Origin of the sequence: Acidovorax soli (genome assembly GCF_014207955.1) — a bacterium.
Taxonomy (GTDB): domain Bacteria; phylum Pseudomonadota; class Gammaproteobacteria; order Burkholderiales; family Burkholderiaceae_C; genus Acidovorax; species Acidovorax soli_A.
Genome location: NZ_JACHLK010000009.1, coordinates 259007 through 281046, shown reverse-complemented (window position 1 = coordinate 281046; position 22040 = coordinate 259007). Strand labels below are relative to the sequence as shown.

The window sequence follows — 22040 nt, the reverse complement described above, 5'->3', positions numbered from 1 at the left end:
GCTTTTGTCCGTTCAGTGGCCTGCCGGCTTGACCTGGCTGTGGCTGCCGTAAGAATGGGACACAACAGACAGCTGCCGCTGCGCCAAAAACTCGGATGCCGCCTGCCGCTGCTCTTCCGACATGATGGCCCAGACATGCAGGCCCGGGGTAAGCCGCTCAAGACCACCGAACACCGCCAGTCCATTCGCCAGCGCCTCGCCCGAGGTCGAAGCCTTCATATCCAGAAAATCCCGGCCCAGCACATTGACCGGAAACGCGTCCCTGACGTACGCGCCATCCGTGTTCCACGCGCAGGCGCGAAACCAGCGTGCCACTTTTTCCTCGTCGGCAAACAGTGGGGCCAGCTCGGGGCTCGGCTTGCCTGCGCTCATGCCCAGGCCACAGTACACGTCCTTCGGGGTGCGCCCGGAATAGCCGAAGCCGTATCTGATGTCGGCGATGCCAGCCAGCGCCTGGGCCGAGGCGACAAACCAGTCGTGCAGGTTGGCGGGGGTAGAAGAGGGCTCGCGGTAGCGGCAGAGGTGGGCATCGTGCTCGCCGGGGTGGGCGCAGTAGATGCCCCAGCCGTCCAGAGGGTCGCGGCTTCTGGGGTTGCTGCCTGCCTGTACCGAGCGGTTGCGCGATGCCGCAATTGCCTCGATCAGCGCCTCGCGGCCGGGTGGGGCCTTGCGCCAGCCAGAACCCTTGCCGCCCACCAGCGCAGGGGTGTTGTGGCCGTGGGCGGCGATCTGGTCGATGGCAAAGCGGGCCCAGGCGCGGGCGTCCGGTGCGCGCTGGAGGCGAAAGAACACGAAGTCGAAGCTCATGGGGCCGCTGACGCCGTGCCCTGCAGCCTCTTGCGAATGGCCCGCAGCGCCGACTTTTCCAGCCCCGCATGTGGGCCGCTAAAGGGCTTGATCGTGGCCAGGAACTGGGCCGTGGATTCATCACCCACACCCCGCAGGGCGCAGACCACGGTGCAGCGCTCGGCTTCCTTGCGGGCCAGGGGGTAGAGCGCCATCAAGAACGACCGGGCCTGGTCGGCCTGGGCGGGCGTTGGCGGCAAAGAGCCCTTGAACGAAAACTTGATGTTGATGGTGCTGGCCAGTTCCAGCGCCTCTGCCACATGGCCCCCTGGGTCGTCCAGCACATGGGCAAACAGGGAGAAGAGGGCGTCGTTGGCTTCCTGCGTCTTGAGCGCCTCGAGCATCGCAAGCACGTAGTCGGCGGGTGCCCCGTGCCCTGCTGCTGCCCGCGCCGTCGCCTGCATCCACCCTGCCAGGCCGGGGATGCCATGCTCTGCGTAGGCGCCCGCCACCTCGGCCCAGCGGGCGAAAGGCACGACGTGGCCGCCACCGCGTGGGTGGGGCGTGTGCGACCACTCCAGTTCGGCAGACAGGCGCTGAAGCTCTTCCTGCAGGCCCGCTGGGCGGCGCGCAGCCGCCGCCAGAATGTCCTCGACCTCCAGCGTATGGGCTTTGGCTTTCTTGCGCAGGGTGTTGATGTTCACGGTGAAAAAGTGCGCTCCATCGGTGGTGGCAACCTGTCCATTATTGCGGGCCGCATCGGCGTCTGGACCTGTCAATTTTTCGGGTGCGCGAGCCTGGTCTTTGGGGTGTTTAAGGAAAAATAACTGTATTTTTATACAGTATTTGTGCAAAATGGGTGCCGCCTTCACCGGACGTCTGATCGCCATGGCACAGCCCCACGACCTCTACTTTTTTGTCGGCCTTCCTGCCCATCTGGCATGCCGGGCAGTCGGGCTGCTCGGCAGCCTGGGCCTGTCGCCCTTTCCTGAGCGGGGCGCGCCCATGCGCGAGGACGGCCTGCACATCACCATCGAGAAGATGGGCCGCTTTCTGGACCGCATTCCAACCCGCCAGCTCGATCTGGCAATGGCGGCGGGCAACACCGTGGTGGCCGAGCCGTTCGACATCTGGCTGGATGCCGTGCAATCGAGCACGCACCCCGATGGCAAAAGCATGGCGCAGCTGACCGGCCGGGCGGCGGGCCTGCGCGGCATTTGCGGTTTCGAACACAGTCTGGCGCAGGCGATGCGGCGGGTGGGCTTTCACGAAAGCCAGATTCGCCGCAGCTTCAGCCCCCATGTCACGCTGGACTACCGGCATGCGCCCTTTGCCCGGCGCGCGATTGAGCCGTTTGCATGGCGGGTGTCGGAGTTCATGCTGGTGGACAGCCTGTATGGGCTGAGCGAGCATGTGGTGCTGGGCCGCTGGCCTTTGGTGTCGCGCCAGCAGGCATTCGATTGGTAGCGGTGGTTGTGGTCTGCGCAGCCTGCCTGCCGCGGGGGCGTCACGCCGCGGCCAACCGCTCCTTCGCCAGCTTCGTACCCTCAGCCAGCGCCTGCAGCTTGCGCCACGCCACATCGCGCCCCATGGGAGCCAGGCCGCAGTTGGTGCACGGGAACAGCCGTTCCTTGGGCACAAACTCCAGAGCGCGGGCAATGGTGTCGGCCACTTCCTCGGGGGTCTCGACCACGTCGCTGGCCACGTCGATCACGCCGACCATCACGTCCTTGCCGGCCAGCAGCTTCATCAGCTCGGGCGGCACGTGGGAGTGGATGCATTCCAGGCTCACCTGGTCGATGCTGCTCTTGGCCAGGGCCGGGAACACGGCCTCGTACTGGCGCCATTCGTCGCCCAGGGTGCTCTTCCAGTCGGTGTTGGCCTTGATGCCGTAGCCGTAGCAGATGTGCACCGCCGTCGTGCAGGTCAGGCCCTGCGCGGCGCGCTCGAGCGCCTGCACGCCCCAGTCGGCGGCGTCTTTCATGTAGACGTTGAAGGCGGGTTCGTCGAACTGGATGATGTCCACGCCATCGGCCTGCAGCGCCAGGGCCTCCTGGTTGAGCAGTTCGGCAAAGGCAAAGGCCATCTTCACCTTGTCGCCGTAGAAGCGGTCGGCCACGGTGTCGACAATCGTCATGGGGCCGGGCAGGGTGAACTTGAGCTTCTTCTTCGTGTGGGCGCGCGCCAGCTGGGCCTCGAAGGCGTGCACGCGGCCTTTGAGGCGCAGGGCCGAGACCACCTGCGGCACCATGGCGTCGTAGCGGTTGTCGCGGATGCCCATCTTCACCTTGTGCTCGAAGTCGATGCCTTCGACCTGTTCGAGAAAGCCGTGCACGAAGTGCTGGCGCGACTGCTCGCCATCGCCCACGATATCGAGGCCTGCGTCTTCCTGCGCCTTGATCCACAGCAGGGTGGCGTCGGCCTTGGCCTGGCGCAGTGCATCGCCTTCGGCCATCCACTGGGGCCAGAGCTTGTTGGTTTCTGCCAGCCAGGCGGGCTTGGGCAGGCTGCCGGCGATGGAGGTTTCAAACATCTGAGAATTCCTTTGTTCTAAACGAAGAGGGTTGGGTGAGCATATGCCGAGGCGTCAAGGCACGCTATCACACCGGCAGATCGAGCATCAGAGCGGTCATCGGGCCGCCCATTGCTCAAGAACGTTCTTGTACGGCTTGATGAAGTGCTCTTCGGCAAACTTGCCCTGCGTGATCGCCAGTTGGCTGCGTTCTTCGCGGTCGTAGACGATCTGCGTGGACGAGTAATCCTGGTTCTTCAAGCTCGGTTGGTAGATTCTGCCGGCGGCAGAGTTGGCGTTGTAGATCTCGGGGCGGTAGATCTTCTGAAAGGTCTCCATGGTGCTGATGGTGCCGATCAATTCGAGGTTCGTGTAGTCGCCCAGCAGGTCGCCATGGAAGTAGAAGGCCAAGGGCGCAACGCCATTGGGCGGCATGAAGAAGCGCACCTGCATGCCCATCTTGGCGAAGTACTGGTCGGTGGAGGACAGTTCGTTCTGCTGGTACTCGACACCCAGCACCGGGTGCTGGTTGCCGGTGCGCTGGTAGGTCTTGCTGGTCGAGGCGCTGATGCAGATGACCGGCGGCTTGCCAAAGTGCTCCTTGTACAGGCGTGAGTTGGCAAACTGCTGGAACAGCTTGCCATGCAGGTCGCCAAAATCGTCGGGCATGCCAAATTCCGCGCGATGGGCGTTGTATTGCGGCAGCACCACGCTGAAGTCGTAGTCGCGCACGTAGGACGAGAAATTGTTCCCCGCGATGCCGTCAATGCGCTGGTTGGTTTTCTTGTCGAGGATGCAGGTTTTCAGGATCTCGATCAGCGGAAACGCCGCACGGCGGGTCTCCGCGCCGATGCTCATCTCGACCGAGATGATCTCCAGTTCGACGGAATAACGGTCGCCCGTCGGGTTGTCCCAATGCGCCAGGTTGTTGAAGCGGTTGTCGATCATCCGCAGCGTATTGCGCAGGTTCTGCTGGCGGCTGGTTCCGCGGGCCAGGTTGGCAAAGTTGGTGGTGATGCGCGTGCTGTCCGATGGCTGGTAGTTCTCATCGAAACAGATGCTTTTGAGGTGAAAGGCGGGTTCTTGGTGCATGGCGATGGGGTGGGCTGAATGGGGGGAGTCAAGGCGGGTCATGGCTCAGGCCAGCACCACGTCTTCGGCCTGCAAGGGCTTGGTGTGGCGCGCCAGTGCAATGAGCGGCAATGCCCGCTGCACCGCCAGCCGGGCCCGCGCGATCAGGGCCTCGCTCTGCAGGCGGTGGTTGGTGAAGTCCTGGTCCGTGGCGTAGACGCCCAGCGGCAAGGTGCGCGCCTGAAAAAAGCTGAACAGTGGGCGCAACTGGTGGTCGATCACCAGCGCATGGCGCTCGCTGCCGCCGGTGGCCGCCAGCAAGACCGGCTTGTCGACCAGGGCGTCCTGGTGGATGAAGTCGAAGAAATGCTTGAACAGCCCGGTGTAGGCGCCGCGGTAGACCGGGGTTGCCACCACCAGCACGTCGGCTTGTTCGACCACTGCCAGCTCCCGCTCCACCGCATCGGGCAATTGGGAGCGCCACACCGCGCCCGCCAGCTGCGGCGCGAGCGGGCCCAGCTCGACCAGGCGCTGTTCGCACGGGAGTTCGTCGGCGATCAGGTCCAGCAGATGCTCTGCCAGAGCCGCCGCCTTGGAGGGGCGCTGCAAGCCGCCGGAAACCGCGACGATGCGCAGGGGATGTGCCATGTTTGCTGTCATGGGAGGGGATGCTAGTGGCGGCGGTTGATGAAGTAAAATGGTTTTATTTCACAAATCCATGAATTTGGATCATGCAAATGTTGGAGCGCATCCACCTCAGCATCGTTCAGCAGGTTGAAAAGCAAGGCTCGCTCACGGCCGCTGCCGGCGTGCTCAACCTCACCCAGTCGGCCCTGAGCCACAGCATGAAGAAGCTGGAGCAGCAGCTGGGCACCGACATCTGGCTGCGCGAAGGCCGCAGCCTGCGCCTGACGCAGGCCGGCCAGTACCTGCTGGCGGTGGCCAACCGCGTGCTGCCGCAGCTGGACCTGGCCGAAGAGCGCCTGGGCCAGTTTGCGCAGGGCGAGCGCGGCGCGCTGCGCATCGGCATGGAGTGCCACCCCTGCTACCAGTGGCTGCTCAAGGTGGTGTCACCCTACCTGGCCGCATGGCCTGATGTGGATGTGGACGTGAAGCAGAAATTCCAGTTCGGCGGCATCGGCGCGCTCTTTGGCTACGAGATCGACCTCCTGGTCACGCCCGACCCGCTGTTCAAGCCGGGGCTCAAGTTCGAGCCCGTGTTCGACTACGAGCAGGTGCTGGTGGTCGCCAAGGGCCATGCCCTGGCTTCGGCGGCCTACGTGAAGCCGCAGCAGCTGACGCAGGAAGTGCTCATCAGCTACCCCGTGGACATCGAGCGCCTGGACATCTACAACCAGTTTCTGCTGCCGGCCGGTGTCACGCCCAAACGCCACAAGGCCATCGAAACCACGGACATCATGCTGCAGATGGTCGCCAGCGGCCGCGGCGTGGCGGCCCTGCCGCGCTGGCTGGTCGAGGAGTACGCGGCCAGAATGGACGTGGTGCCCGTGCGCCTGGGCGCGCGCGGCATCGCCAAGCAGATTTTTCTGGGGGCGCGCGAGGCCGACACGGCCATCGACTATGTGCGGGCCTTCATCGAACTGGCCAGGCGGCCCTCTGCGGCTGTGGAGCAAAGCGCCAGCGCATAGGAGCCATTGCCAAACGCAGAGCGCTGGCTTGCCCGTTCTGCTGGCATGGCAAGGTGTTGCCGCGTCACTGCAGCGCGCCGTGCCCGAGGGAGACCGCAGAGACGCTGTTGGCCCTGGCATCGGCTGCACCAGCTTCTCCTTTCTTTTGTCCAGGGCGCGGTAGAGGGCTACCGTCACGCAAAAGACACATGCGCCCTGCCTAATGGCGCGCCATGAACGCATGTGGCAGCCCTGCAGGCGACACCCCATGAGCATTCGTGGTGTGCGCCTGCTGGTCGCCGCGCAGTTCGTCTCGGGGCTGGCCGACAACGCGCTGCTCGTGGTGGCCATTGCCTGCCTCATGCAGAGGGGCGAGGCGGCGTGGCTGGCGCCGCTGCTCAAGCTGGTCTTCACCGTGGCCTATGTGGTGCTGGCGCCCTGCGTGGGCGTGGTGGCCGACCGCTGGCCCAAGGAGCGGGTGATGCTGGCCGCCAACCTGCTCAAGGCCTGCGCCGCGCTGGCCATGCTGCTGGGCCTGCACCCGCTGGCGGCCTTTTGCCTGGCGGGGCCGAGCGCGGCCTGCTATTCGCCCGCCAAGTACGGCCTGGTCACCGAGCGCGTGCCGCCTGCGGCCCTGGTGCGCGCCAATGGCTGGCTGGAGGTGAGCACCGTGGGCGCCATCATCCTGGGCACGGCGCTGGGGGGCTGGCTGGTGAGCGATGGCTTTGCCGCGCTGTGGGGAGAAGGGGAGGGCGGGGGCCTGCAGGTCGCGCTGCTGGCCGTCATGGCGGTGTACCTGGCGGCCGGTGTGCTCAACGGCTTCATTCCACGGCGCCCGGCGGCGGGTGCATCGTCGGCCTGGCGCTTGCCCACGCTGCTGTCGCGCTTTGGCCTGGCGCAGGGCGTGCTGTGGCGCGACCGGGCGGGCGGCCTCTCGCTGGGGGTGACCACGCTGTTCTGGGGCGCGGGCGCCACGCTGCAGTTCGTTGTGCTGGCCTGGGCGCAGCAGTCGCTGGCGCTGGGGCTGGACCAGGCGGCCTATCTGCAGGCTGTGGTGGCGGTGGGCATTGCGGCCGGTGCTGCCCTGGCGGGCCGCTGGGTATCGCTGGCGCAGGCGCCGCGCGTACTGCCGCTGGGCGTGCTGATCGGGCTGGCCGTGCCGCTGATGCTGCTGGTGGAGTCAGTCGCCTGGGCCATTCCGCTGCTGGCGGCCGTGGGCTTTGCCTCGGGCGCCTTTGTCGTGCCCATGAATGCGCTGCTGCAGCACCGCGGCCATGTGCTGTTGAGCCCGGGCGAATCCATCGCCGTGCAGAACTTCAATGAGAACCTGAGCGTGCTGCTCATGCTGGGCGCCTACACCCTGCTGCTGGCACTGGGGGGGACCACGGGCGGGCTGATCGCCGCGCTGGGCCTGCTGGTTGCGGGCTGCACGGCGCTGGCCGGCTGGCGCTGGCACGTTTCGCACCGGGCCCTGCAGCAGGCCGACAGTGAGGCGCCGCTGCAGGCCGCGCAAGCCACATCCCCCCACCACCCTTGATGCAAAAGGAAGAGAGGCGCCGATGAAGATACTGATCGTGAGCGATGCCTGGGAGCCCCAGGTCAATGGCGTGGTGCGCACGCTCAAGATGACGCGCGCCGAGCTGCAGCGCATGGGGCACGAGGTCGAGATCCTCTCGCCCCAGGGCTTTCGCTCCATGCCATGCCCCACCTACCCCGAGATCGCGCTGGCGCTGACCACGCGCGCCGAGGTGGGCCGGCGCATCCGCGCCATCGACCCCGACTGCCTGCACATCGCCACCGAAGGGCCGCTGGGCTGGCTGGCGCGGTCTTTCGCCATCCGCGAAGGCTGGCCCTTCACCACGGCGTACCACAGCCGGTTTCCCGAATACGTGCACGCCCGCATCGGCCTGCCCACACGCTGGAGCTATGCGCTGCTGCGGCGCTTTCACAACGCCGCGCGCGCCACGGTGGCGCCCACGCCGGCCATCGTCGACGACCTGAAGGCGCGCGGCTTCACCGGTGCGCGGCTGTGGTCGCGCGGGGTGAACCTGTCGCTCTTCTCGCCCGAGGGCGAGCGCATGGAGCGCGGCAGCGCGCCGTTGTTCCTGTACGTGGGCCGCATCGCGGTGGAAAAGCAGGTGCACAAGTTTTTGGAGCTGGACCTGCCCGGCGAGAAGTGGGTGGCGGGCGAGGGCCCCGAGCTGCCCCGGCTCAAGGCCCGCTTCCCCCAGGTGCGCTGGATCGGCGTGCTCGACGGACAGGCGCTGGCTTCCGTCTACCGCACGGCCGATGTGATGGTGTTCCCCAGCGTCACCGACACCTTCGGCCTGGTGATGGCCGAGTCCATGGCCTGCGGCACACCCGTGGCGGCCTACCCGGTGCCCGGGCCCATCGACGTGGTGGGCAAGGACTCGCCCGGCGGTGTGCTCGACACCGACCTGCGCGCCGCCTGCCTGGCGGCCATGCTCAAGCCGCGCGACGCGGTGCGCCGCCATGCCGAGCAGTTCAACTGGGAGGCCGCCACACGCCAGTTCGAGCAGGCGCTGGCACCGCGGCGTGCCCAGGCGCTGGTGCCGCCGGTGGTGGGTGGGGTGCAGGTGCCTGGCGGCTCGGCCTGAACCTCTGGGGGAGGTTTGCTGCAGCCCTTCTTCAATACTCGTTGAAGATGCGCTGAATCTCCTTGGGGTCGTTGGTCTTGGTGAGGGCCAGCATCAGCAGGATGCGGGCTTTCTGGGGTGAATGCATCATCGCGCTGGCAAAGCCGGCCTTGGTGAATTCACTGGTGGGCGTGACGATGCCGGTCATCACGCGGGAGCCCGTGACGATGGCCACGCCTTTTTGCTGGGCCGTGACCAGGCTGGCCATGGTGGCATGCGGCATGTTCGCGTGCCCTGTTCCCGCGTTGACGATGCCGCGGGCGCCGGCGGCCACCGCCGCGTCGATGAGCACGCCGTCCGACCCCAGCGTGGTGTAGTTGATGTCCACGCGCGGCAGGCTTTGCAGCGGGCCGATGTCGAACTCGCTGTCGAGCGTGTGCCTCTTGGCGGGGCTGGCGATGAAGAACGGCTCCGAGTTCTGCATGTAGCCGAGTTCGCCGCCGTCCGGGCTCTTGAAGGTGGCGGCATTGGTGGTGTTGGTCTTCATCACGCCGAAGGCGCTGCTGATCACGTCGTTCATGCTCACCATCACGCCCCGGCCCCTGGCCGCGGGGCTGGCTGCCAGCGCGACGGCATTGACCAGGTTCAGCGGGCCGTCTGCGCTCATGCCGGTGCTGGGGCGCATGGAGCCGACCAGCACCACGGGCTTGTGGGTCTTGACCACCAGGTTCAGGAAGTAGGCGGTTTCCTCCAGGGTGTCGGTTCCATGCGTGATGACCACGCCGTCCACCTCCTTGGTTGCCAGCAGGGCGTTGGTGCGCTTGGCCAGGGCCAGCCAGTTGTCGATGCTGAGCTTGGAGCTGCCGACGTTGAAGAGCTGCTCGCCCGTGATGTTGGCGAATTTCTGGATCTCGGGCACGGCGGTCACCAGGGCCTGGATGGCCACGGGCTGGAGGCCGACGCTCTGCCCGTAGTCGGTCAGCGCCAGGCTGTTGGCGCCTCGGCTGGCAATGGTGCCGCCGGTGGCCAGGATGGCCACGTTGGCCTTGGGCGCCGGTTGTTGCGCCCAGGCCGGGGCAGCGCCGATGGTGAGGGTGGCAGCGCACAGCACGGTGGCGGCGAGTTTTTCGAGTGGCATGGTCAAGGTCTCTCCGGGGGATCAAAAAATGGACGGGCGGGTGTGGCGGGCAGGCGGGGGCGGCCCTGGCGCTGCGGCCCGGGCATGCCCTGGTTCCACTACCATGGCGGAGCTCGGGCGGGCAGGGCAGGTGGGCGGCGGCGCATGGCATCAATCCTTTGTGGGGCGGAACATGGCTGGCAGCGTATCGCCGCGCTTTGCCGCGCCCAAATAGAAAAACATGGCTGCATTCGCACACGAAGTTATCTACGCCAAGGGTTTCCACCAGCATGTCTGACCATTCCCCCGACCCCGGCGCAGAGGCGGCCAACGCGCCCCGTGGCCTGAACATGCGGCAGCTGGAGGTGTTCCACGCCATCATGACCACGGGCAGCTTGAGCGGCGCTGCCCTGGCGCTGCATGTGTCGCAGCCAGCCTTGAGCCGCACCCTGTCGCACTGCGAAGTGCGGCTGGGCTATCCCTTATTCGAGCGCGTGGGCCGCAGGCTGCAGCCCACGCCCGAAGCCCTGCGCCTGCACGAAGAGGCGCGCGACGTGTACCGCGGCCTGGACCGCCTCAACACCCTGGCGCAGCGCATGGGGACCGCGGGCGTGGACACTCTGCACATCGCCGCCAGCGCCACCTTTGCCACCACCCTGATCCCGCAAGCCCTGCGGCAGCTGATGCGCCACAGCCCCGGTGCGCGCATCGACTTTCGCACGGCCACCTATGACGAGCTGCCCGAGCACCTGCTCTCGGGCCAGGCCGAGGTCGGTGTCTCGCTGGTGCAGTCCGACCACCCGGGCCTCAAGTCCCGGCTTCTGGGGCGTCAGCCCCTGTTGTGCGTACTGCCTGCGGACCACCCCCTGGCGGGCGAGCCCTGCATCGACCCGCAGCAGCTTTGCCGCAGCGCGTGGATTGGCTACCCGCCCGACACGCCCCTGGGGCGCACCTGTGAGCGGCTGCTGGGCATGGACATCGCCTGCGCCAGCATCCAGGTGCGGTCACCGGTGATTGCGCTGAGCTGCGTGCAGATGGGTCTGGGCGCGGCCATCGTGAGCGCTTCCTGCCTGTCGCTGGTGCCGCCCGGCGACTGCGTCACCCGCCCCCTGGCGGTGGTTGCCGACTCGGACATCTGGGCCATCACCTCGGCGCGCCTATCGGGTTCGGCGCTGGCGCAGAATTTCGTGGATGCCCTGTATGCCGTCATCCAGCGTCTGGAGCGCGCTGCCTGACGGCGATGGCCAGGCAGCCTGGGCTATGGAGTGGCCGTTGGATCCGTCTGCGCGCCTTCGGCCTGCGACAGGCCGAGCAGCCAAGTGCGAAAGGTCTGCAGGGCGGGCAGGCGCTGCGACTCTTCGGGGTAGACAAGGTAGTAGCCCCGGGCGTAGCGCCACGTGCGTGGTGACAGGCGCTGCAGGCGGCCGGCCTGCACCATGTCCTGCGCCATGTAGTCGGGCAGCAGCACCACGCCCAGGCCCGCCACGGCGGCGTTGAGCGCCATGGCCATGATCTCGAAGCGCGGGCCGTCGCGGCCGGGGCTGGCGTCGATCTGCTCGAAGCTGAACCATTGCTCCCAGGCATCGGGCAGGGTGTGGTGGTTGAGCAGGGCCGTGCGTGGCGTGGAGGCGTCCACCCGTGCGCCATGGCGCTTCACCCATGCGGGCGCGGCGTAGGGCGAGAGATGGAGCGCGGCCACGAAGTCGCTGCGCAGGCCCGGGCGCTGGCCGTCGCCGAACTCCAGCGAGGCGTCGATGGCGCCGCTCTTGAAGTCTGCGGGCCCCACGCGGGTGCTCAGGTTCAGCGTGATCTCGCCGTGGGCCCGGGTGAAGGCCGGCAGGTGGGGGATGAGCCAGTACGCGCCCAGGGATGCGCCCACCGACAGGGCCAGCCCGCCGCCGCGGCCCTTGAAGGCCGTCACGTTCACCGTGGCGCGTTCCAGGCGCTGCAGCAGCGGGGTGATCTCGTCCAGGTAGTAGCGGCCCGCATCGGTGGGCACCAGCGCATCGCGCCGGCGGGTGAACAGCCGCACGTCGAGCCGGCCTTCCAGCGCCTGCACCTGCCGGCTCACGGCGCCCTGGGTGAGGTGCAGCTCCTGTGCGGCGGCGGTGAACGAGCCCAGCCGCGCACTGGCTTCCAGGCACAGCAGCGACATGGTGGACGGGGCGCGGTACATGCTTTGCTCCATGAGGTATGCACATGATCGGTGCAAGAAGGCCTTGCAGAGATAGCCGGGCACCATCAAGATGCATGAGCTTTTTGCATGGTACCCGCAGAAATCATGGTTTGTGAAAAGGGCGGGCGGTTTCTAGCATTCCCCCATGACACGCCGCTCTCCACGAAAGGAATGCACCATGACATCCGCCGCTTCTCCCTCCCAGGCCATCACCACCCGCCGCATCTGGCTGCAGGCCGCCACCGCCGGTGCCGGTGCGGCGCTGCTGCCCGGCTGGGCACGGGCCTCCGGCTACCCCGATCGCCCCATCCGCCTGGTGCTGCCCTCGGCTGCCGGCGGCTCCCCCGATGCCATCGTGCGCATCCTCACCAACGAGCTGGCCCGTTCCCTCGGCCAGCCCCTCGTGGTGGACAACAAGCCCGGCGCCAGCGGCGGCATCGGCATGACGGATGTGTTCCGTGCAGCGCCCGACGGCTACACCCTGGGCTATGGCAACGTGGGCACGCTGGCCATCAACCGCGCGCTGTACGCCAAACTGCCCTACGACCCCGATGCCCTGGTGCCCGTGGCCCTGCTGGGCTTTGTGCAGAACGCCCTGGTGGTGCGCAAGGACCTGCCCGCCAACAGTGTGAAGGAACTGATCGCCCTGGCCCGCGTGAAGCCCGGCGCGCTGAGCATGGCTTCCGCCGGCAGCGGCACCACCGGTCACCTGAGCGGTGAGCTGTTCAAGTCCATGGCCGGTGTCTCGATGACGCACATTCCGTACCGCGGCAGCCCGCAGGCCATCCAGGACCTGATGGGCGGCGTGATCGACGTGATGTTCGACAACCTGAGCTCCATCACCCCGCACATCCAGTCGGGCCGTGTGCGGGTGCTGGCCGTGAGCGGCAGCACGCGCAGCCCGCTGCTGCCGCAGGCGCCCACGGTGGCCGAGTCCGGTGTGCCGGGCTACGAGACCGTGGCCTGGGGTGGCATCGTCGCGCCGCCGGGCACGCCCAAGCCCCTGGTAGCGCAGCTCAACAAGGCCATCAATGAACTGCTGCGCCTGCCCGCCGTGCAGGAGAAGTACGCCGCCATTGGCTTTGAGGTGACCCCCGGCCCCGCCGAGCGCCTGATGGAGCGCGCAAAGAAGGAATCACCCATGTGGGCCGAGATGGTCAAGCGCTCCGGCGCGCAGGTGGGCTGAGCGCATGCTGGACCTGATCATCTCCGGCGGCACGGTCGTCGACGGCAGCGGCGCGGCGCGCTTTCGGGCCGACGTGGGCGTGGCCCGGGGCCGCATCACGGCGCTGGGCGACCTGCGCGGCCAGCCCGCCCTGGCGCGCCATGACGCCAGTGACCGCATCGTCTGCCCCGGCTTCATCGACGTGCACACGCACGACGACCGGCTGCTGCTGGCCACGCCGCACGGCCCGCACCCCAAGCTCACGCAGGGCGTGACCACGGTGGTCACCGGCAACTGCGGCATCAGCCTGGCGCCGCTGGTCAGCGCCACCACGCCCCCCGCGCCGCTGGACCTGCTGGGCACCGACGACTGGCGCTACGAGCGCTTTGGCGACTACCTGGAAGCGCTGCAGGCCGCGCGCCCGGCCCTCAACGCGCTGTGCCTGGTGGGCCATTCCACCCTGCGCGTGCGCCATGTGGCCGATCTGGAGCGGCCGGCCACCGCGCATGAGGCCGCGCGCATGGCCACCGACCTGGCCGATGCCCTGCAGGCCGGCGCGGGCGGGCTGTCCACTGGCCTGTACTACCCACCCGCCCGCGCTGCCACGGCGCAGGAGGTGATTGCCGTGGGCGGGCCGCTCACGGCGGCCCGTGGCATCCTCACCATGCACCTGCGCGATGAGGCCGACGGGATCGACGATGCCCTGCGCGAGGCGCTGCACATCGGCAACGCCCTGGGCGTGGAGGCCGTGCTGTCGCACCACAAGCTCATCGGCCAGCGCAACCATGGCCGCTCGGTGCACACCCTGGCGGCCGTGGATGCGGCCGCCGCGCACCAGCCGGTGTGCATGGACTGCTACCCGTACAACGCCTCGTCCACCATGCTGCTGGCCGCGCGCGTGGGCCAGTCCAGCGAGGTGCTGGTCACCTGGTCGCGCGGCGATCCCAGTGCCGCTGGTCGCTCGCTGTTGGCACTGGCGCGCGAACGCGGTTGCACGCCCGAGGCCTTGGTGGAGCAGATCGCGCCCGCAGGGGCGGTCTATTTCGCGATGCACGAGGACGATGTGCGCCGCATCCTGGCCCATCCGCTGACCATGGTGGGATCTGACGGCCTGGCCCACGATGCCGTGCCCCACCCGCGCCTGTGGGGCACGTTTCCGCGCGTGCTGGGGCACTATGCGCGCGAGCAGCGCCTGTTCTCGCTGGAGACGGCCATCCACAAGATGAGCGGGCTGAGCGCGCGCCGCTTCGGCCTGCAGGACCGGGGGCGCATCGCGCCCGGGTGCGCCGCCGACATCGTGGTCTTCGACGCAGACCACGTGGCCGACCGCGCCAGCTTCGAGCACCCCACCACGCCGAGCGCGGGCATCGATGCTGTCTTCGTCAACGGCCAACTGGCATGCGAGAACGGCCGCACGGTGCATGCCCATGCGGGCCAGGTGCTGCGCAGGCGGGTGGGCCTGCAATCGGCGTCCGCGTCGCAGGAGCAGGCCGCATGAGCGCCGTACGCAAGGTTGGCATCCTCGGCGGCATGGGGCCGGCGGCCGGCGTGGATTTCGTGCGGCTGTTCCTGGCGGCCTGCGAGGCCCATCTGCACGCGCGCGGCCAGGCCATCCGCGACCAGGCCTACCCCGAGCACTGGATGGTGCAGGTGCCCGCGCCGGACCGCACGGCCGCCTTGCTGGAGGGCGGGCTCTCACCGTTTCCCAGCATGGCCAGGGCGCTCCAGGGCTTGCAGCACGAGGGCGTGGCCACGGTTGCCATCGCCTGCAACACGGCGCACGCCTGGCACGCGGACATGCAGCGCGAATGCCCGGGCATCGAACTGCTGCACATCGTGCAGGAGACCACGGCCCAGTTGGTGCGCGAGGGCATCACTTCCATCGCCCTGCTGGCCACGCTGGGCACCTACCGGCTGGGCTTGTACGAGGGGGCGCTCCAGCAGGCGGGCATCGACTGCCACCTGCCACGGCCTGACGAGCAGGCTGCGGTGATGCGCGGCATCAGCGAGGGTGTGAAGGCCGGCGATCTGGCACTCGCGACCGCGCTGTTCACGGAGGTGGCCGCCCGCATGGTGGAGCGCCACCGCTGCCAGGCGGTGGTGATGGCCTGCACGGAGATTCCGCTGGCCTTGCAGGCGTTGGCGGGGCATCCCGCGGTGCGGCTGGTGAATCCGGCGCAGGTGCTTGCCGGTGTGCTGGCGCAGCGGGCTTATCGGGGCCACGGGCAGCAGCAGCTGTCCGCAGGCGCACCGGGCCGTCTGCGCGAGACGGCATCCTCGCCCCGCCGTGATGCATGACAATTTGGAAATTGTCATGCATCCCACTGTGCCGGGCGTGAACCGGCTGGGGCCGCCGCCCCTGGCTCAGAACCGGTAGCTCGCCTTCAGCCACGCATTGCGCGGGTTGCCGTACACGTAGGTGGAAAACCCGCTCAGGTTGACGTACTGCTTGTCCGTGGCGTTCTCCACGTTGAGCGACACGCTCAGCTGTTTGTTCACGTCATACCGCGCCATCAGCCCCAGCACGGTCACGCCGCCCTGCGCCACGGTGCCCTGGCCGTAGAACTCGTTCATCCAGATGGCGCTTTGCCAGCTCAGGTTGGCGCCCAGGGTCAGGCGGTTCCAGTCGCCGGGCAGGCGGTAGGTGGTGGCCACGCGCAGGGTGCGTGCGGGCAGGTGGGGCGAGAGCAGGCTGCCGTCGTTCTTGCGCGGGGTGACGTAGCTGTAGCCGCCCATCAGCTGCCAGCCGGGCAGCACTTCGCCTGCGGCCGTGAACTCGTAGCCGCGGCTCTTGGTGCCCTTGGCGGGGCGGTAGGCGGCCGAGCCGTCGGGCTGCGTGCCGCTGGCCACGGGCACGTTGTCCTGCTCGGTCTCGAACAGCGCGAAGCTGGTGTTGAGCTTGCCGCCGAAGTGCTCGCCCTTGATGCCCAGCTCCAGGTTGGTGCCGCGCTGCGGGTCCAACACCTGGCCGCTGCTGTCGTTGACGGTGTTGGGCTGGAAGATGTCGGTGTAGCTGGCGTAGACCGAGAAATCACGGCTGACGTCAAACACCACGCCGGCATACGGGGTGAACACCGCGTCCTCCACCGTGCGCAGGCCGTTCACCGGGCGGCCCGTGCCGCCGCTGAACCAGATGCGCGTCCAGGGCGCGTTGTCGTACCAGGTGAGGCGCCCGCCCAGCAGCACCGACAGGGCGTCGGTGGGCTTGAGGCGCGTGGAGGCGTAGACGGCCTTCTCCTCGGTCTTGGCGCCGTAGTAGTAGCGCGGGTACTTGAAGTCGGGCTTGGCGATGGCGTCCACGTTGAAGATGTTCACCGGGCGCTGGTCGATCATGGTGCCGGTGGCCACGGCGCGATTGGTCTCAATGGCGTAGGCATAGCGGTTGATGTTGAAGCCCAGCACGGCCTGGTGCGTGCGGCCGAACAGCTCATACGGCCCGGTGGCGTGGAAGTCGAGCGACTTGTTGGTGCCGTCCGCCGGGTTGTCGCCCAGCTGCATGGTGCCGATCTGCGTGCTGGCGTTGATGTTGGCCGGGCTGGTCCAGATGTCGCCGCTGTAGCGCTCGCGCTCGTTCTTGAGGTGGTTGGCCTCGGCCTTGAGGTGCCAGCCGTTGGCCATGCGGTGGTCCAGGTTCACGAAAACACGCTGGGTCAGCATGTTCCAGGTGCTCCACGAGGTGCTGGAGTTGAACGAGCGCGGCACGCTGATGGGTGTGCGGTTGTTGTAGAACAGCGGTATGGCGCCGAAGTTGGCGCCAGCGATGGACGTGTCCTGGTACTCCAGGCCGGCGGCCAGCACGGTGCCGGGGGCGAGGTCGGCCTCGGCAATGGCGTAGAGCACGTCTTCGCGGCGGCTCTTGTTCTGGGTGAAGGTGTCGCCGTTCAGGTGCGACGCCACCACGCGCCCGCGCAGGCTGCCCGATGCGTTGAGCTTGCCGCCGATGTCGGCCTCGGCCGCGTAGCGGTTCCAGCTGCCCACGCCGGCCGACACGCTGCCCGTGAACTCGGTGGTGGGGCGCTTGCGCACCATGTTGACCGAGCCGCCCGGCGCGCCCACGCCGTTGAGCAGGCCGGCCGCGCCGCGCACCACTTCCACGCGGTCGTAGATGGCGGTGCTGGACATGCTGGCCTCGGCCGCCACGTTGCTGTAGGCCAGGGTGGGCACGCCGTCCACCATCTGGCTCAGTGCAAAGCCGCGCGCGTAGAAGTCCACGCGCTCGTCGCGCCGGTTGACGATGATGCCGGGCGCCTGGCGCAGCGCGGCCTCCATGGTGGTGAGGTTCTGGTCCTCCATCTGCTGGCGGCCCACCACGCTCACGGACTGCGGGGTTTCGCGCAGCGACAGCTCCATGCGCGTGCCCGCGCCGGTGGCGCGCGTGGTGTACGAGCCCGTGCCCTCGGTAGTGCTGCCGGCCTCGGCCTGGGCGGTCACCGTCACGGGGGCGAGCTCCGCTGCTGCGCCGGGGGCGATGGGTGCTGGGGCTACCGATGCCTTGCGCAGGGCAAACGCGCTGCTGCCTTGCGGCACCGCGACAAAGCCGCTGCCGCGCAGCAGCAGGTCAAAGCCCTGCTGCGTGCCATGGCTGCCCTGCAGGCCCGGGCTGCGCAGCCCCGCCAAGGCCGCAGGGTCGAACACCAGTTGCACCCCGGCCGTGGCCGCGAACTGGGCCAGCACGTCGGACAGCGGGCCCGCGGCAATGGCGTAGGTACGGGGCGTTGCCGCGGCGGGTGCCGGGTCTGCCGCCCGCGCGGGCGCAGCCGCCAGGGTGGAGAGGGCCATGCCGGCCAGCGCGGCGCGGATGGCGGCCGTGCTCAGGGCCATGGCGAACGGTGCTGGTGCGCGCAACGGGCGCGAAGGGGATGCGGTCATGGTGTACGGGATCTCGAATGGGTGGGCAGGCTGCCTGGTTGGCATCCTTCTGCCCACTACACCGGACGAGGCGCAAAAAGTGATCACCCTGGCGCAGATTTTTTTCTGCTACTGCGGCCCCACCGTCACCCAGTATTTCGTCAGGCGCTCCACCCGCACGGGCAGCGAGCGTTCCAGCAGCGCCAGCGCCATGTCGGTATCGCCCAGTGCAATGGCGCCCGATACCTGCAGGTCGGCCACGGCCGGGTGGCAGCGCAGCACGCCGCTGCGGTGGCGCGCCATTTCGGCCAGCACGTCGGCCAGGCGCATGCCGCGGGCCAGCAGCATGCCTTGCTCCCACAGCGTGGCGCTGGCGTCCACCGGCACTGAGGGCTGCACGGCGGTGGCCGTGAAGTCGGCCTGTTCGCCCGCGCGCAGGGTGCGGGTGGCGCCGCTGTCGGCATGCACCTGCACCGCGTGCTCGAACACGGCCACGCGGCTCGCGCCTTGCGCTCCATCGAGCTGGCGCACGCTGAAACGCGTGCCCAGGGCCTGCACGCTGCCCTGCGCGGTCTGCACGGTGAAGGGGCGGTGGGTGGGCGATGGGTCGGCGTGCCCGGTGGTCACCAAAATCTCGCCCGCGCGCAGGTGCACGCGGCGCTCCGTGGCAGTGAAGGCAATGTCCACGGCCGTGGCGGTGTTCAGCACCAGCTGCGTGCCATCGGCCAGCTGCAGGGTGCGGCGCTCGCCCGTGGCGGTGGCTATGTCGGCCGACCATTCCTGCCAGGGCACCTGGCGCCAGGCCAGCCAGCCGGCAGGGGCCGCCACCAGCAGGGCGCCCAGCAACTGCAGGCTGCGGCGGCGCCCGGCGCGTTGTTGTTGCTGCTGCTGCAGGCTGCCCAGCGCGTTCTTGCCGATGCCGGCGGGCAACTGGGCAAAGCTGCCCATCACCGCCTCGGCCCGGGCCCAGGCCTCACCGTGCGCGGGGCTCTGTTGGCGCCAGCGCTCGAAGGCCTCGGCATCGCGCTCGGCCGCGCCGCCGTAGCGCAGGGCCATGACCCAGTCGGCCGCCTCCTTGAGCAGGGCGGTGTCCGGGGTGGTGGTGGTTGGGGGTATGGCGCTCATGCCACCGCCATGCAGGCCACCAGAGCGCGGTGGATGTGGCGGCGCACGGTGATCACGGGCATGCCCGTGGCGCTGGCGATCTCCTGCAGGGTCAGCCCGTCGAGCTGGGCCAGTAAAAACACCTCGCGTGTGCGCGCGGGCAGGCTGCCCAGCATGGCGTCGATGCGCAGCAGCGCTTCGATGATGAGCAGCCGTGCCTCGGGCGAGGGCGCCTCGGGCTCGGGCAGGTGGGCAATGGCCTGCAGGTAGGCGCGCTCCACATCCTGGCGCCGCCAGTGGTCCACCACCAGGCCCTTGGCGATATGGGTGAGCAGGGCGCGGGGCTCATCACCCAAAGGCTGCTGCGCACGCCGGCCGGCCATGATGCGCACGAAGGTGTCGTGCGCCAGGTCGGCCGCGTCAAACGCATTGCCCAGCTTGCGCTGCAGCCAGCCCTGCAGCCAGCCGTGGTGGTCGCTGTACAGCGCATGCATGTCGACCGTAGTTTCGCCTGCCACGATAGTCCCGCCCCCTGTGCCGTATGGATTGCCATCTCATCTGAGAATGGTTCTCATTTTACAGCGGCGGGCGTTGGCAGGTGCTCAGCCTCTCTTGCAGACGCACGACCCCTGCCGTGGCTGCCAACCCTCTTCGGGCTGCGACAGGCGCTCGGCCAGCAGGCGCAGCACCACGGGGTTCATGCCCATGCCCACGTGGCTGGCGGGCACGCGGATGTTCTGGGTTGCGGGGCCCTCGGGCTGCAGGCTGGCGCGCCAGTCCACGATGCCATCGCTGCGGCTGTAGATGGAGGTGCAGGGCACGGGAACGGGCTCGTCCAGGCGGGCCATCAGCTCCGGGTCATAGGCGCGCGGGCCGCTCACGAACTCATACAGGCGCCGGGCGTTGGAGGCATTGGCGTGGTGCCTGACCGGGCTGCCCAGGGTGACCACCTGGCGCACCGCACCGGGCAGCCGCTTGGCCAGTTCGCGGGCGTAGACACCGCCCAGGCTCCAGCCCACCAGGCTGACGCGGCGGCCCGATGTGGCGTGCAGCTGCTCCACGCGGTCCAGGCAGGCCTCCAGCACGCCGGGGCGGGGCCCCAGGTTGCGCCCCTGGCGCCAGGCATGGGGCTCCCAGCCCTGCGCGCGCAGAAAGCTGCGCAGCAGGTGGGTGGAGACATCGCTGGCCGCCAGGCCCGGCAGTACCAGCACGCTGTGGCCGTCGCCGCGCGCCGCGTTGCGCAGCCAGGGCCACAGGGCCAGCGATGCCGCGGCCTCCATGGGGGCGCGCCATTCCAGTGCCAGGCGCAGCGCCCCGGGGGGCGAGGGTGGCCGCGGCGCCTTCATGCGCCGGTGGCCGCAGTGCGGCGGCGTGCGGGTTTCTTGGTGGTTGCGGCAAGCGCTGGCGATGCGGTGGGCGTTTTGGGTGTGGCCGGCCGTGCGCGCTGCGCCCGGACGGGCGTGGTGCGGCGGGTTTTGGCCGGGGCAGCGGGCGCTTTCTTGGCGGCAGCGGGCTTGCTGGCTGCCTTGGCGGTTTTTGCCGGCGCCTCCTTTGGCGCTGGCGGGGCGGCGGCTGGGGGCGCTTCCGCAGTGGCCGCCGCAGCGGCAATGCTCTTGGCCAGTTCGTGCGCGGCGTCGATCATGTAGTCGCCCAGGTCGCCCACATCGGGCATGGCGCGCCGGCAGGCGGTCAGGCCGATCTCGATGGTGCCGTTGTAGCTTTGCACCGTGATGTTGAGCGCCATGCCGTGGGCCGGTATCGATACGGGCGAGTAGGTGGCGATCTTCGCTCCCGCCAGGTACAGCGGTGCCTGCGGCCCCGGCACGTTGGAGATGACGACATTGGCCACCGGCGGAATCTTGTCGGCCAGGCGCGAGCGGCCATACAGCGAGGCCAGCCCGCTCATGAGCCAGGGCGCACCGAAAGAGGGGAAGTCCATCGGTATCGCCCCCTTCACCTGGCCCGTGACCCGCTTGCCCGTGTTGGCCGAGGCGTGGATGGCGCGCAGCCGTTCCAGCGGGTCCTTGATGTGCGTGGCCAGGCTCACCATGATGAACGAGACCTGGTTGGTCATGTCCTGGTTGCCCTGCTCGCGCAGCGACACCGGCACGCCGGCCACCAGGGGCTTGTCGGGCTTGCAGTCGTATTCGGCCAGGTAGCGCCGCAGGGCGCCGGCGCAGATGGCCATGACCACGTCGTTCAGGCTGGTGTTGCTGGCCTTGGCCAACTGCTTCAGCGTGGCCAGCGGCAGCGCGCGCGTGGCGAACGAGCGCTGGTTGGTGATGGCCACGTTGATGGGCGTGCGGGGCGCCAGCTTCCAGCCCTTGGGCAGGGCCAGGCGGCGCTTGCCCGTGGCTTCGTCCACCGGCAGCAGCACGCTGCGCGCGGCGCGCAGCGTGGTGGGCAGGGTTTGCACCAGCTTCACGTACTGGCGCACCGTATTGCCCAGGGCGGCCGTGGCCAGCTCGGCCACGCCCAACTGGTAGCGGTTGAGCTGGCGGCGCGGGCGCGGCGGCTTGACCACGCGCGGCTCGGCGCTCAGGTCCAGCAGCGCGGCGGCCAGAGCCACCCCGGCCTGGCCGTCGATGGCGGCATGGTGCACCTTGGTGTAGACGGCCACCTGGCCCGTGGCCAGCCCCTCGATGACCACCATCTCCCACAGCGGGCGGCTGCGGTCGAGCAGCGGCGAATGCAGCCGGCTCACCAGGCGTTCGAGCTGCTCGCGCGTGCCCGGGCGCGGCACGATCAGGTGGCGGATGTGGTGATCGATGTCCAGGTCTTCATCGTCCACCCACACCGGGTTGGCCAGCTCGAAGGGCATGAGCGCCAGCTTGCGCTGGAACACCTTGGCCAGGTGCAGGCGCTTGCCCACATGGGTCTTCACGTTTTCGTAGAAGTCGCCGACATAGCCCTCGGGCAGGTCCAGCACCATGAGGCTGCCCACGTGCATGGGCATCTCGGGCGTTTCCAGGTGCAGGAACGAGGCGTCCATTCCGCTCAGGTGGTTCATGCGGTCTCCTTGTGGTGAAAGTGCTT

General features: G+C 68.6%; 20 protein-coding genes. 8 read left to right on the top strand and 12 right to left on the bottom strand.

What is annotated here, in order from left to right; all coding sequences use genetic code 11:
- Nucleotides 1–12: 12 nt before the first annotated feature.
- Nucleotides 13–807, bottom strand: coding sequence for a hypothetical protein (locus tag HNP48_RS22265; RefSeq protein WP_184861155.1), 795 nt, complete (start codon nucleotides 805–807; stop codon nucleotides 13–15).
- Entirely contained in the window at nucleotides 804–1676 is an 873-nt protein-coding gene (locus HNP48_RS22260; protein ID WP_184861153.1) for a hypothetical protein, read from the bottom strand. Before HNP48_RS22260 ends, HNP48_RS22265 begins: the two co-directional genes overlap by 4 nt.
- On the opposite strand from HNP48_RS22260, the gene HNP48_RS22255 reads away from it, so the two are divergent.
- Complete coding sequence (locus HNP48_RS22255; protein WP_184861151.1) at nucleotides 1675–2253, top strand: 2'-5' RNA ligase family protein; 579 nt, start codon at nucleotides 1675–1677, stop codon at nucleotides 2251–2253. The two genes, HNP48_RS22260 and HNP48_RS22255, sit on opposite strands and share 2 nt — an antisense overlap.
- A gap of 40 nt (nucleotides 2254–2293) precedes the next feature.
- Here HNP48_RS22255 and HNP48_RS22250 read toward each other — a convergent pair whose 3' ends face one another.
- From HNP48_RS22250 to msuE, 3 genes are all read right to left on the bottom strand, one after another.
- The gene (locus HNP48_RS22250) at nucleotides 2294–3319 is read right to left on the bottom strand and encodes a methionine synthase (protein WP_184861149.1); all 1026 of its coding nucleotides are present in this window, start codon (nucleotides 3317–3319) and stop codon (nucleotides 2294–2296) included.
- Nucleotides 3320–3415: 96 nt separating this feature from the next.
- Nucleotides 3416–4390: a DUF1852 domain-containing protein gene (locus HNP48_RS22245; protein WP_184861147.1), complete on the bottom strand. Its 975-nt coding sequence runs from the start codon at nucleotides 4388–4390 to the stop codon at nucleotides 3416–3418.
- Nucleotides 4391–4435: 45 nt separating this feature from the next.
- The gene (msuE, locus tag HNP48_RS22240; RefSeq protein ID WP_184861145.1) at nucleotides 4436–5017 is read right to left on the bottom strand and encodes an FMN reductase; all 582 of its coding nucleotides are present in this window, start codon (nucleotides 5015–5017) and stop codon (nucleotides 4436–4438) included.
- 89 nt (nucleotides 5018–5106) lie between these two features.
- On the opposite strand from msuE, the gene HNP48_RS22235 reads away from it, so the two are divergent.
- The 3 genes from HNP48_RS22235 to HNP48_RS22225 all read left to right on the top strand — a co-directional run bounded on the left by HNP48_RS22235 (nucleotide 5107) and on the right by HNP48_RS22225 (nucleotide 8615).
- Entirely contained in the window at nucleotides 5107–6018 is a 912-nt protein-coding gene (locus tag HNP48_RS22235; protein WP_184861258.1) for a LysR family transcriptional regulator, read from the top strand.
- Nucleotides 6019–6265: 247 nt separating this feature from the next.
- The gene (lplT, locus tag HNP48_RS22230; RefSeq protein WP_184861143.1) at nucleotides 6266–7534 is read left to right on the top strand and encodes a lysophospholipid transporter LplT; all 1269 of its coding nucleotides are present in this window, start codon (nucleotides 6266–6268) and stop codon (nucleotides 7532–7534) included.
- Between the two features lie 22 nt (nucleotides 7535–7556).
- Nucleotides 7557–8615 (top strand): glycosyltransferase family 1 protein, encoded by a 1059-nt coding sequence (locus tag HNP48_RS22225; RefSeq protein WP_184861141.1) that lies wholly within the window; start codon nucleotides 7557–7559, stop codon nucleotides 8613–8615.
- Nucleotides 8616–8646: 31 nt separating this feature from the next.
- Here the strand turns inward: HNP48_RS22225 and HNP48_RS22220 are convergent, their stop codons facing one another.
- Nucleotides 8647–9732: an asparaginase gene (locus HNP48_RS22220; protein ID WP_184861139.1), complete on the bottom strand. Its 1086-nt coding sequence runs from the start codon at nucleotides 9730–9732 to the stop codon at nucleotides 8647–8649.
- 269 nt (nucleotides 9733–10001) lie between these two features.
- Here HNP48_RS22220 and HNP48_RS22215 point away from each other — a divergent pair, with 269 nt between their 5' ends.
- A complete protein-coding gene (locus tag HNP48_RS22215) occupies nucleotides 10002–10946 on the top strand; it encodes a LysR family transcriptional regulator (protein ID WP_184861137.1) in 945 nt (314 codons plus the stop codon).
- A 23-nt stretch (nucleotides 10947–10969) separates the two neighbouring features.
- Here HNP48_RS22215 and HNP48_RS22210 read toward each other — a convergent pair whose 3' ends face one another.
- Nucleotides 10970–11887 (bottom strand): LysR substrate-binding domain-containing protein, encoded by a 918-nt coding sequence (locus tag HNP48_RS22210; protein ID WP_260420330.1) that lies wholly within the window; start codon nucleotides 11885–11887, stop codon nucleotides 10970–10972.
- Nucleotides 11888–12065: 178 nt separating this feature from the next.
- Between HNP48_RS22210 and HNP48_RS22205 the strand changes: the two genes are divergently transcribed.
- Genes HNP48_RS22205 through HNP48_RS22195 form a run of 3 tightly spaced genes read left to right on the top strand, consistent with a single transcriptional unit; the run spans nucleotide 12066 to nucleotide 15350 of the window.
- The gene (locus HNP48_RS22205) at nucleotides 12066–13073 is read left to right on the top strand and encodes a tripartite tricarboxylate transporter substrate binding protein (RefSeq protein ID WP_184861135.1); all 1008 of its coding nucleotides are present in this window, start codon (nucleotides 12066–12068) and stop codon (nucleotides 13071–13073) included.
- A 4-nt stretch (nucleotides 13074–13077) separates the two neighbouring features.
- Nucleotides 13078–14550 (top strand): amidohydrolase family protein, encoded by a 1473-nt coding sequence (locus HNP48_RS22200; RefSeq protein WP_184861133.1) that lies wholly within the window; start codon nucleotides 13078–13080, stop codon nucleotides 14548–14550.
- Nucleotides 14547–15350 carry an aspartate/glutamate racemase family protein gene (locus HNP48_RS22195; protein WP_184861131.1) on the top strand — a complete coding sequence of 268 codons (804 nt, stop codon included), beginning with the start codon at nucleotides 14547–14549 and terminating at the stop codon, nucleotides 15348–15350. Before HNP48_RS22200 ends, HNP48_RS22195 begins: the two co-directional genes overlap by 4 nt.
- A gap of 66 nt (nucleotides 15351–15416) precedes the next feature.
- Here the strand turns inward: HNP48_RS22195 and HNP48_RS22190 are convergent, their stop codons facing one another.
- The 5 genes from HNP48_RS22190 to HNP48_RS22170 form a co-directional block, all read right to left on the bottom strand.
- Nucleotides 15417–17921, bottom strand: a complete 2505-nt coding sequence (locus HNP48_RS22190; protein ID WP_184861129.1) for a TonB-dependent receptor — start codon at nucleotides 17919–17921, stop codon at nucleotides 15417–15419.
- Nucleotides 17922–18029: 108 nt separating this feature from the next.
- Entirely contained in the window at nucleotides 18030–19025 is a 996-nt protein-coding gene (locus tag HNP48_RS22185) for a FecR domain-containing protein (protein WP_184861127.1), read from the bottom strand.
- Entirely contained in the window at nucleotides 19022–19498 is a 477-nt protein-coding gene (locus HNP48_RS22180) for a sigma-70 family RNA polymerase sigma factor (protein ID WP_184861254.1), read from the bottom strand. The genes HNP48_RS22185 and HNP48_RS22180 overlap by 4 nt, the downstream gene beginning before the upstream one ends.
- A 108-nt stretch (nucleotides 19499–19606) precedes the next feature.
- Nucleotides 19607–20350: a triacylglycerol lipase gene (locus HNP48_RS22175; protein WP_184861125.1), complete on the bottom strand. Its 744-nt coding sequence runs from the start codon at nucleotides 20348–20350 to the stop codon at nucleotides 19607–19609.
- The gene (locus HNP48_RS22170) at nucleotides 20347–22014 is read right to left on the bottom strand and encodes a wax ester/triacylglycerol synthase family O-acyltransferase (protein WP_184861123.1); all 1668 of its coding nucleotides are present in this window, start codon (nucleotides 22012–22014) and stop codon (nucleotides 20347–20349) included. The genes HNP48_RS22175 and HNP48_RS22170 overlap by 4 nt, the downstream gene beginning before the upstream one ends.
- Between the last annotated feature and the right edge of the window lie 26 nt (nucleotides 22015–22040).

Excerpts from the sequence above, each read along its gene's own strand:
- HNP48_RS22265 (WP_184861155.1), bottom strand. The coding sequence starts at position 807 with ATGAGCTTCGACTTCGTGTTCTTTCGCCTCCAGCGCGCACCGGACGCC.
- HNP48_RS22255 (WP_184861151.1), top strand. The coding sequence starts at position 1,675 with ATGGCACAGCCCCACGACCTCTACTTTTTTGTCGGCCTTCCTGCCCAT.
- HNP48_RS22260 (WP_184861153.1), bottom strand. The coding sequence starts at position 1,676 with ATGGCGATCAGACGTCCGGTGAAGGCGGCACCCATTTTGCACAAATAC.
- HNP48_RS22250 (WP_184861149.1), bottom strand. The coding sequence starts at position 3,319 with ATGTTTGAAACCTCCATCGCCGGCAGCCTGCCCAAGCCCGCCTGGCTG.
- HNP48_RS22245 (WP_184861147.1), bottom strand. The coding sequence starts at position 4,390 with ATGCACCAAGAACCCGCCTTTCACCTCAAAAGCATCTGTTTCGATGAG.
- msuE (WP_184861145.1), bottom strand. The coding sequence starts at position 5,017 with ATGGCACATCCCCTGCGCATCGTCGCGGTTTCCGGCGGCTTGCAGCGC.
- HNP48_RS22235 (WP_184861258.1), top strand. The coding sequence starts at position 5,107 with ATGTTGGAGCGCATCCACCTCAGCATCGTTCAGCAGGTTGAAAAGCAA.
- lplT (WP_184861143.1), top strand. The coding sequence starts at position 6,266 with ATGAGCATTCGTGGTGTGCGCCTGCTGGTCGCCGCGCAGTTCGTCTCG.
- HNP48_RS22225 (WP_184861141.1), top strand. The coding sequence starts at position 7,557 with ATGAAGATACTGATCGTGAGCGATGCCTGGGAGCCCCAGGTCAATGGC.
- HNP48_RS22220 (WP_184861139.1), bottom strand. The coding sequence starts at position 9,732 with ATGCCACTCGAAAAACTCGCCGCCACCGTGCTGTGCGCTGCCACCCTC.
- HNP48_RS22215 (WP_184861137.1), top strand. The coding sequence starts at position 10,002 with ATGTCTGACCATTCCCCCGACCCCGGCGCAGAGGCGGCCAACGCGCCC.
- HNP48_RS22210 (WP_260420330.1), bottom strand. The coding sequence starts at position 11,887 with ATGTACCGCGCCCCGTCCACCATGTCGCTGCTGTGCCTGGAAGCCAGT.
- HNP48_RS22205 (WP_184861135.1), top strand. The coding sequence starts at position 12,066 with ATGACATCCGCCGCTTCTCCCTCCCAGGCCATCACCACCCGCCGCATC.
- HNP48_RS22200 (WP_184861133.1), top strand. The coding sequence starts at position 13,078 with ATGCTGGACCTGATCATCTCCGGCGGCACGGTCGTCGACGGCAGCGGC.
- HNP48_RS22195 (WP_184861131.1), top strand. The coding sequence starts at position 14,547 with ATGAGCGCCGTACGCAAGGTTGGCATCCTCGGCGGCATGGGGCCGGCG.
- HNP48_RS22190 (WP_184861129.1), bottom strand. The coding sequence starts at position 17,921 with ATGACCGCATCCCCTTCGCGCCCGTTGCGCGCACCAGCACCGTTCGCC.
- HNP48_RS22185 (WP_184861127.1), bottom strand. The coding sequence starts at position 19,025 with ATGAGCGCCATACCCCCAACCACCACCACCCCGGACACCGCCCTGCTC.
- HNP48_RS22180 (WP_184861254.1), bottom strand. The coding sequence starts at position 19,498 with ATGCATGCGCTGTACAGCGACCACCACGGCTGGCTGCAGGGCTGGCTG.
- HNP48_RS22175 (WP_184861125.1), bottom strand. The coding sequence starts at position 20,350 with ATGAAGGCGCCGCGGCCACCCTCGCCCCCCGGGGCGCTGCGCCTGGCA.
- HNP48_RS22170 (WP_184861123.1), bottom strand. The coding sequence starts at position 22,014 with ATGAACCACCTGAGCGGAATGGACGCCTCGTTCCTGCACCTGGAAACG.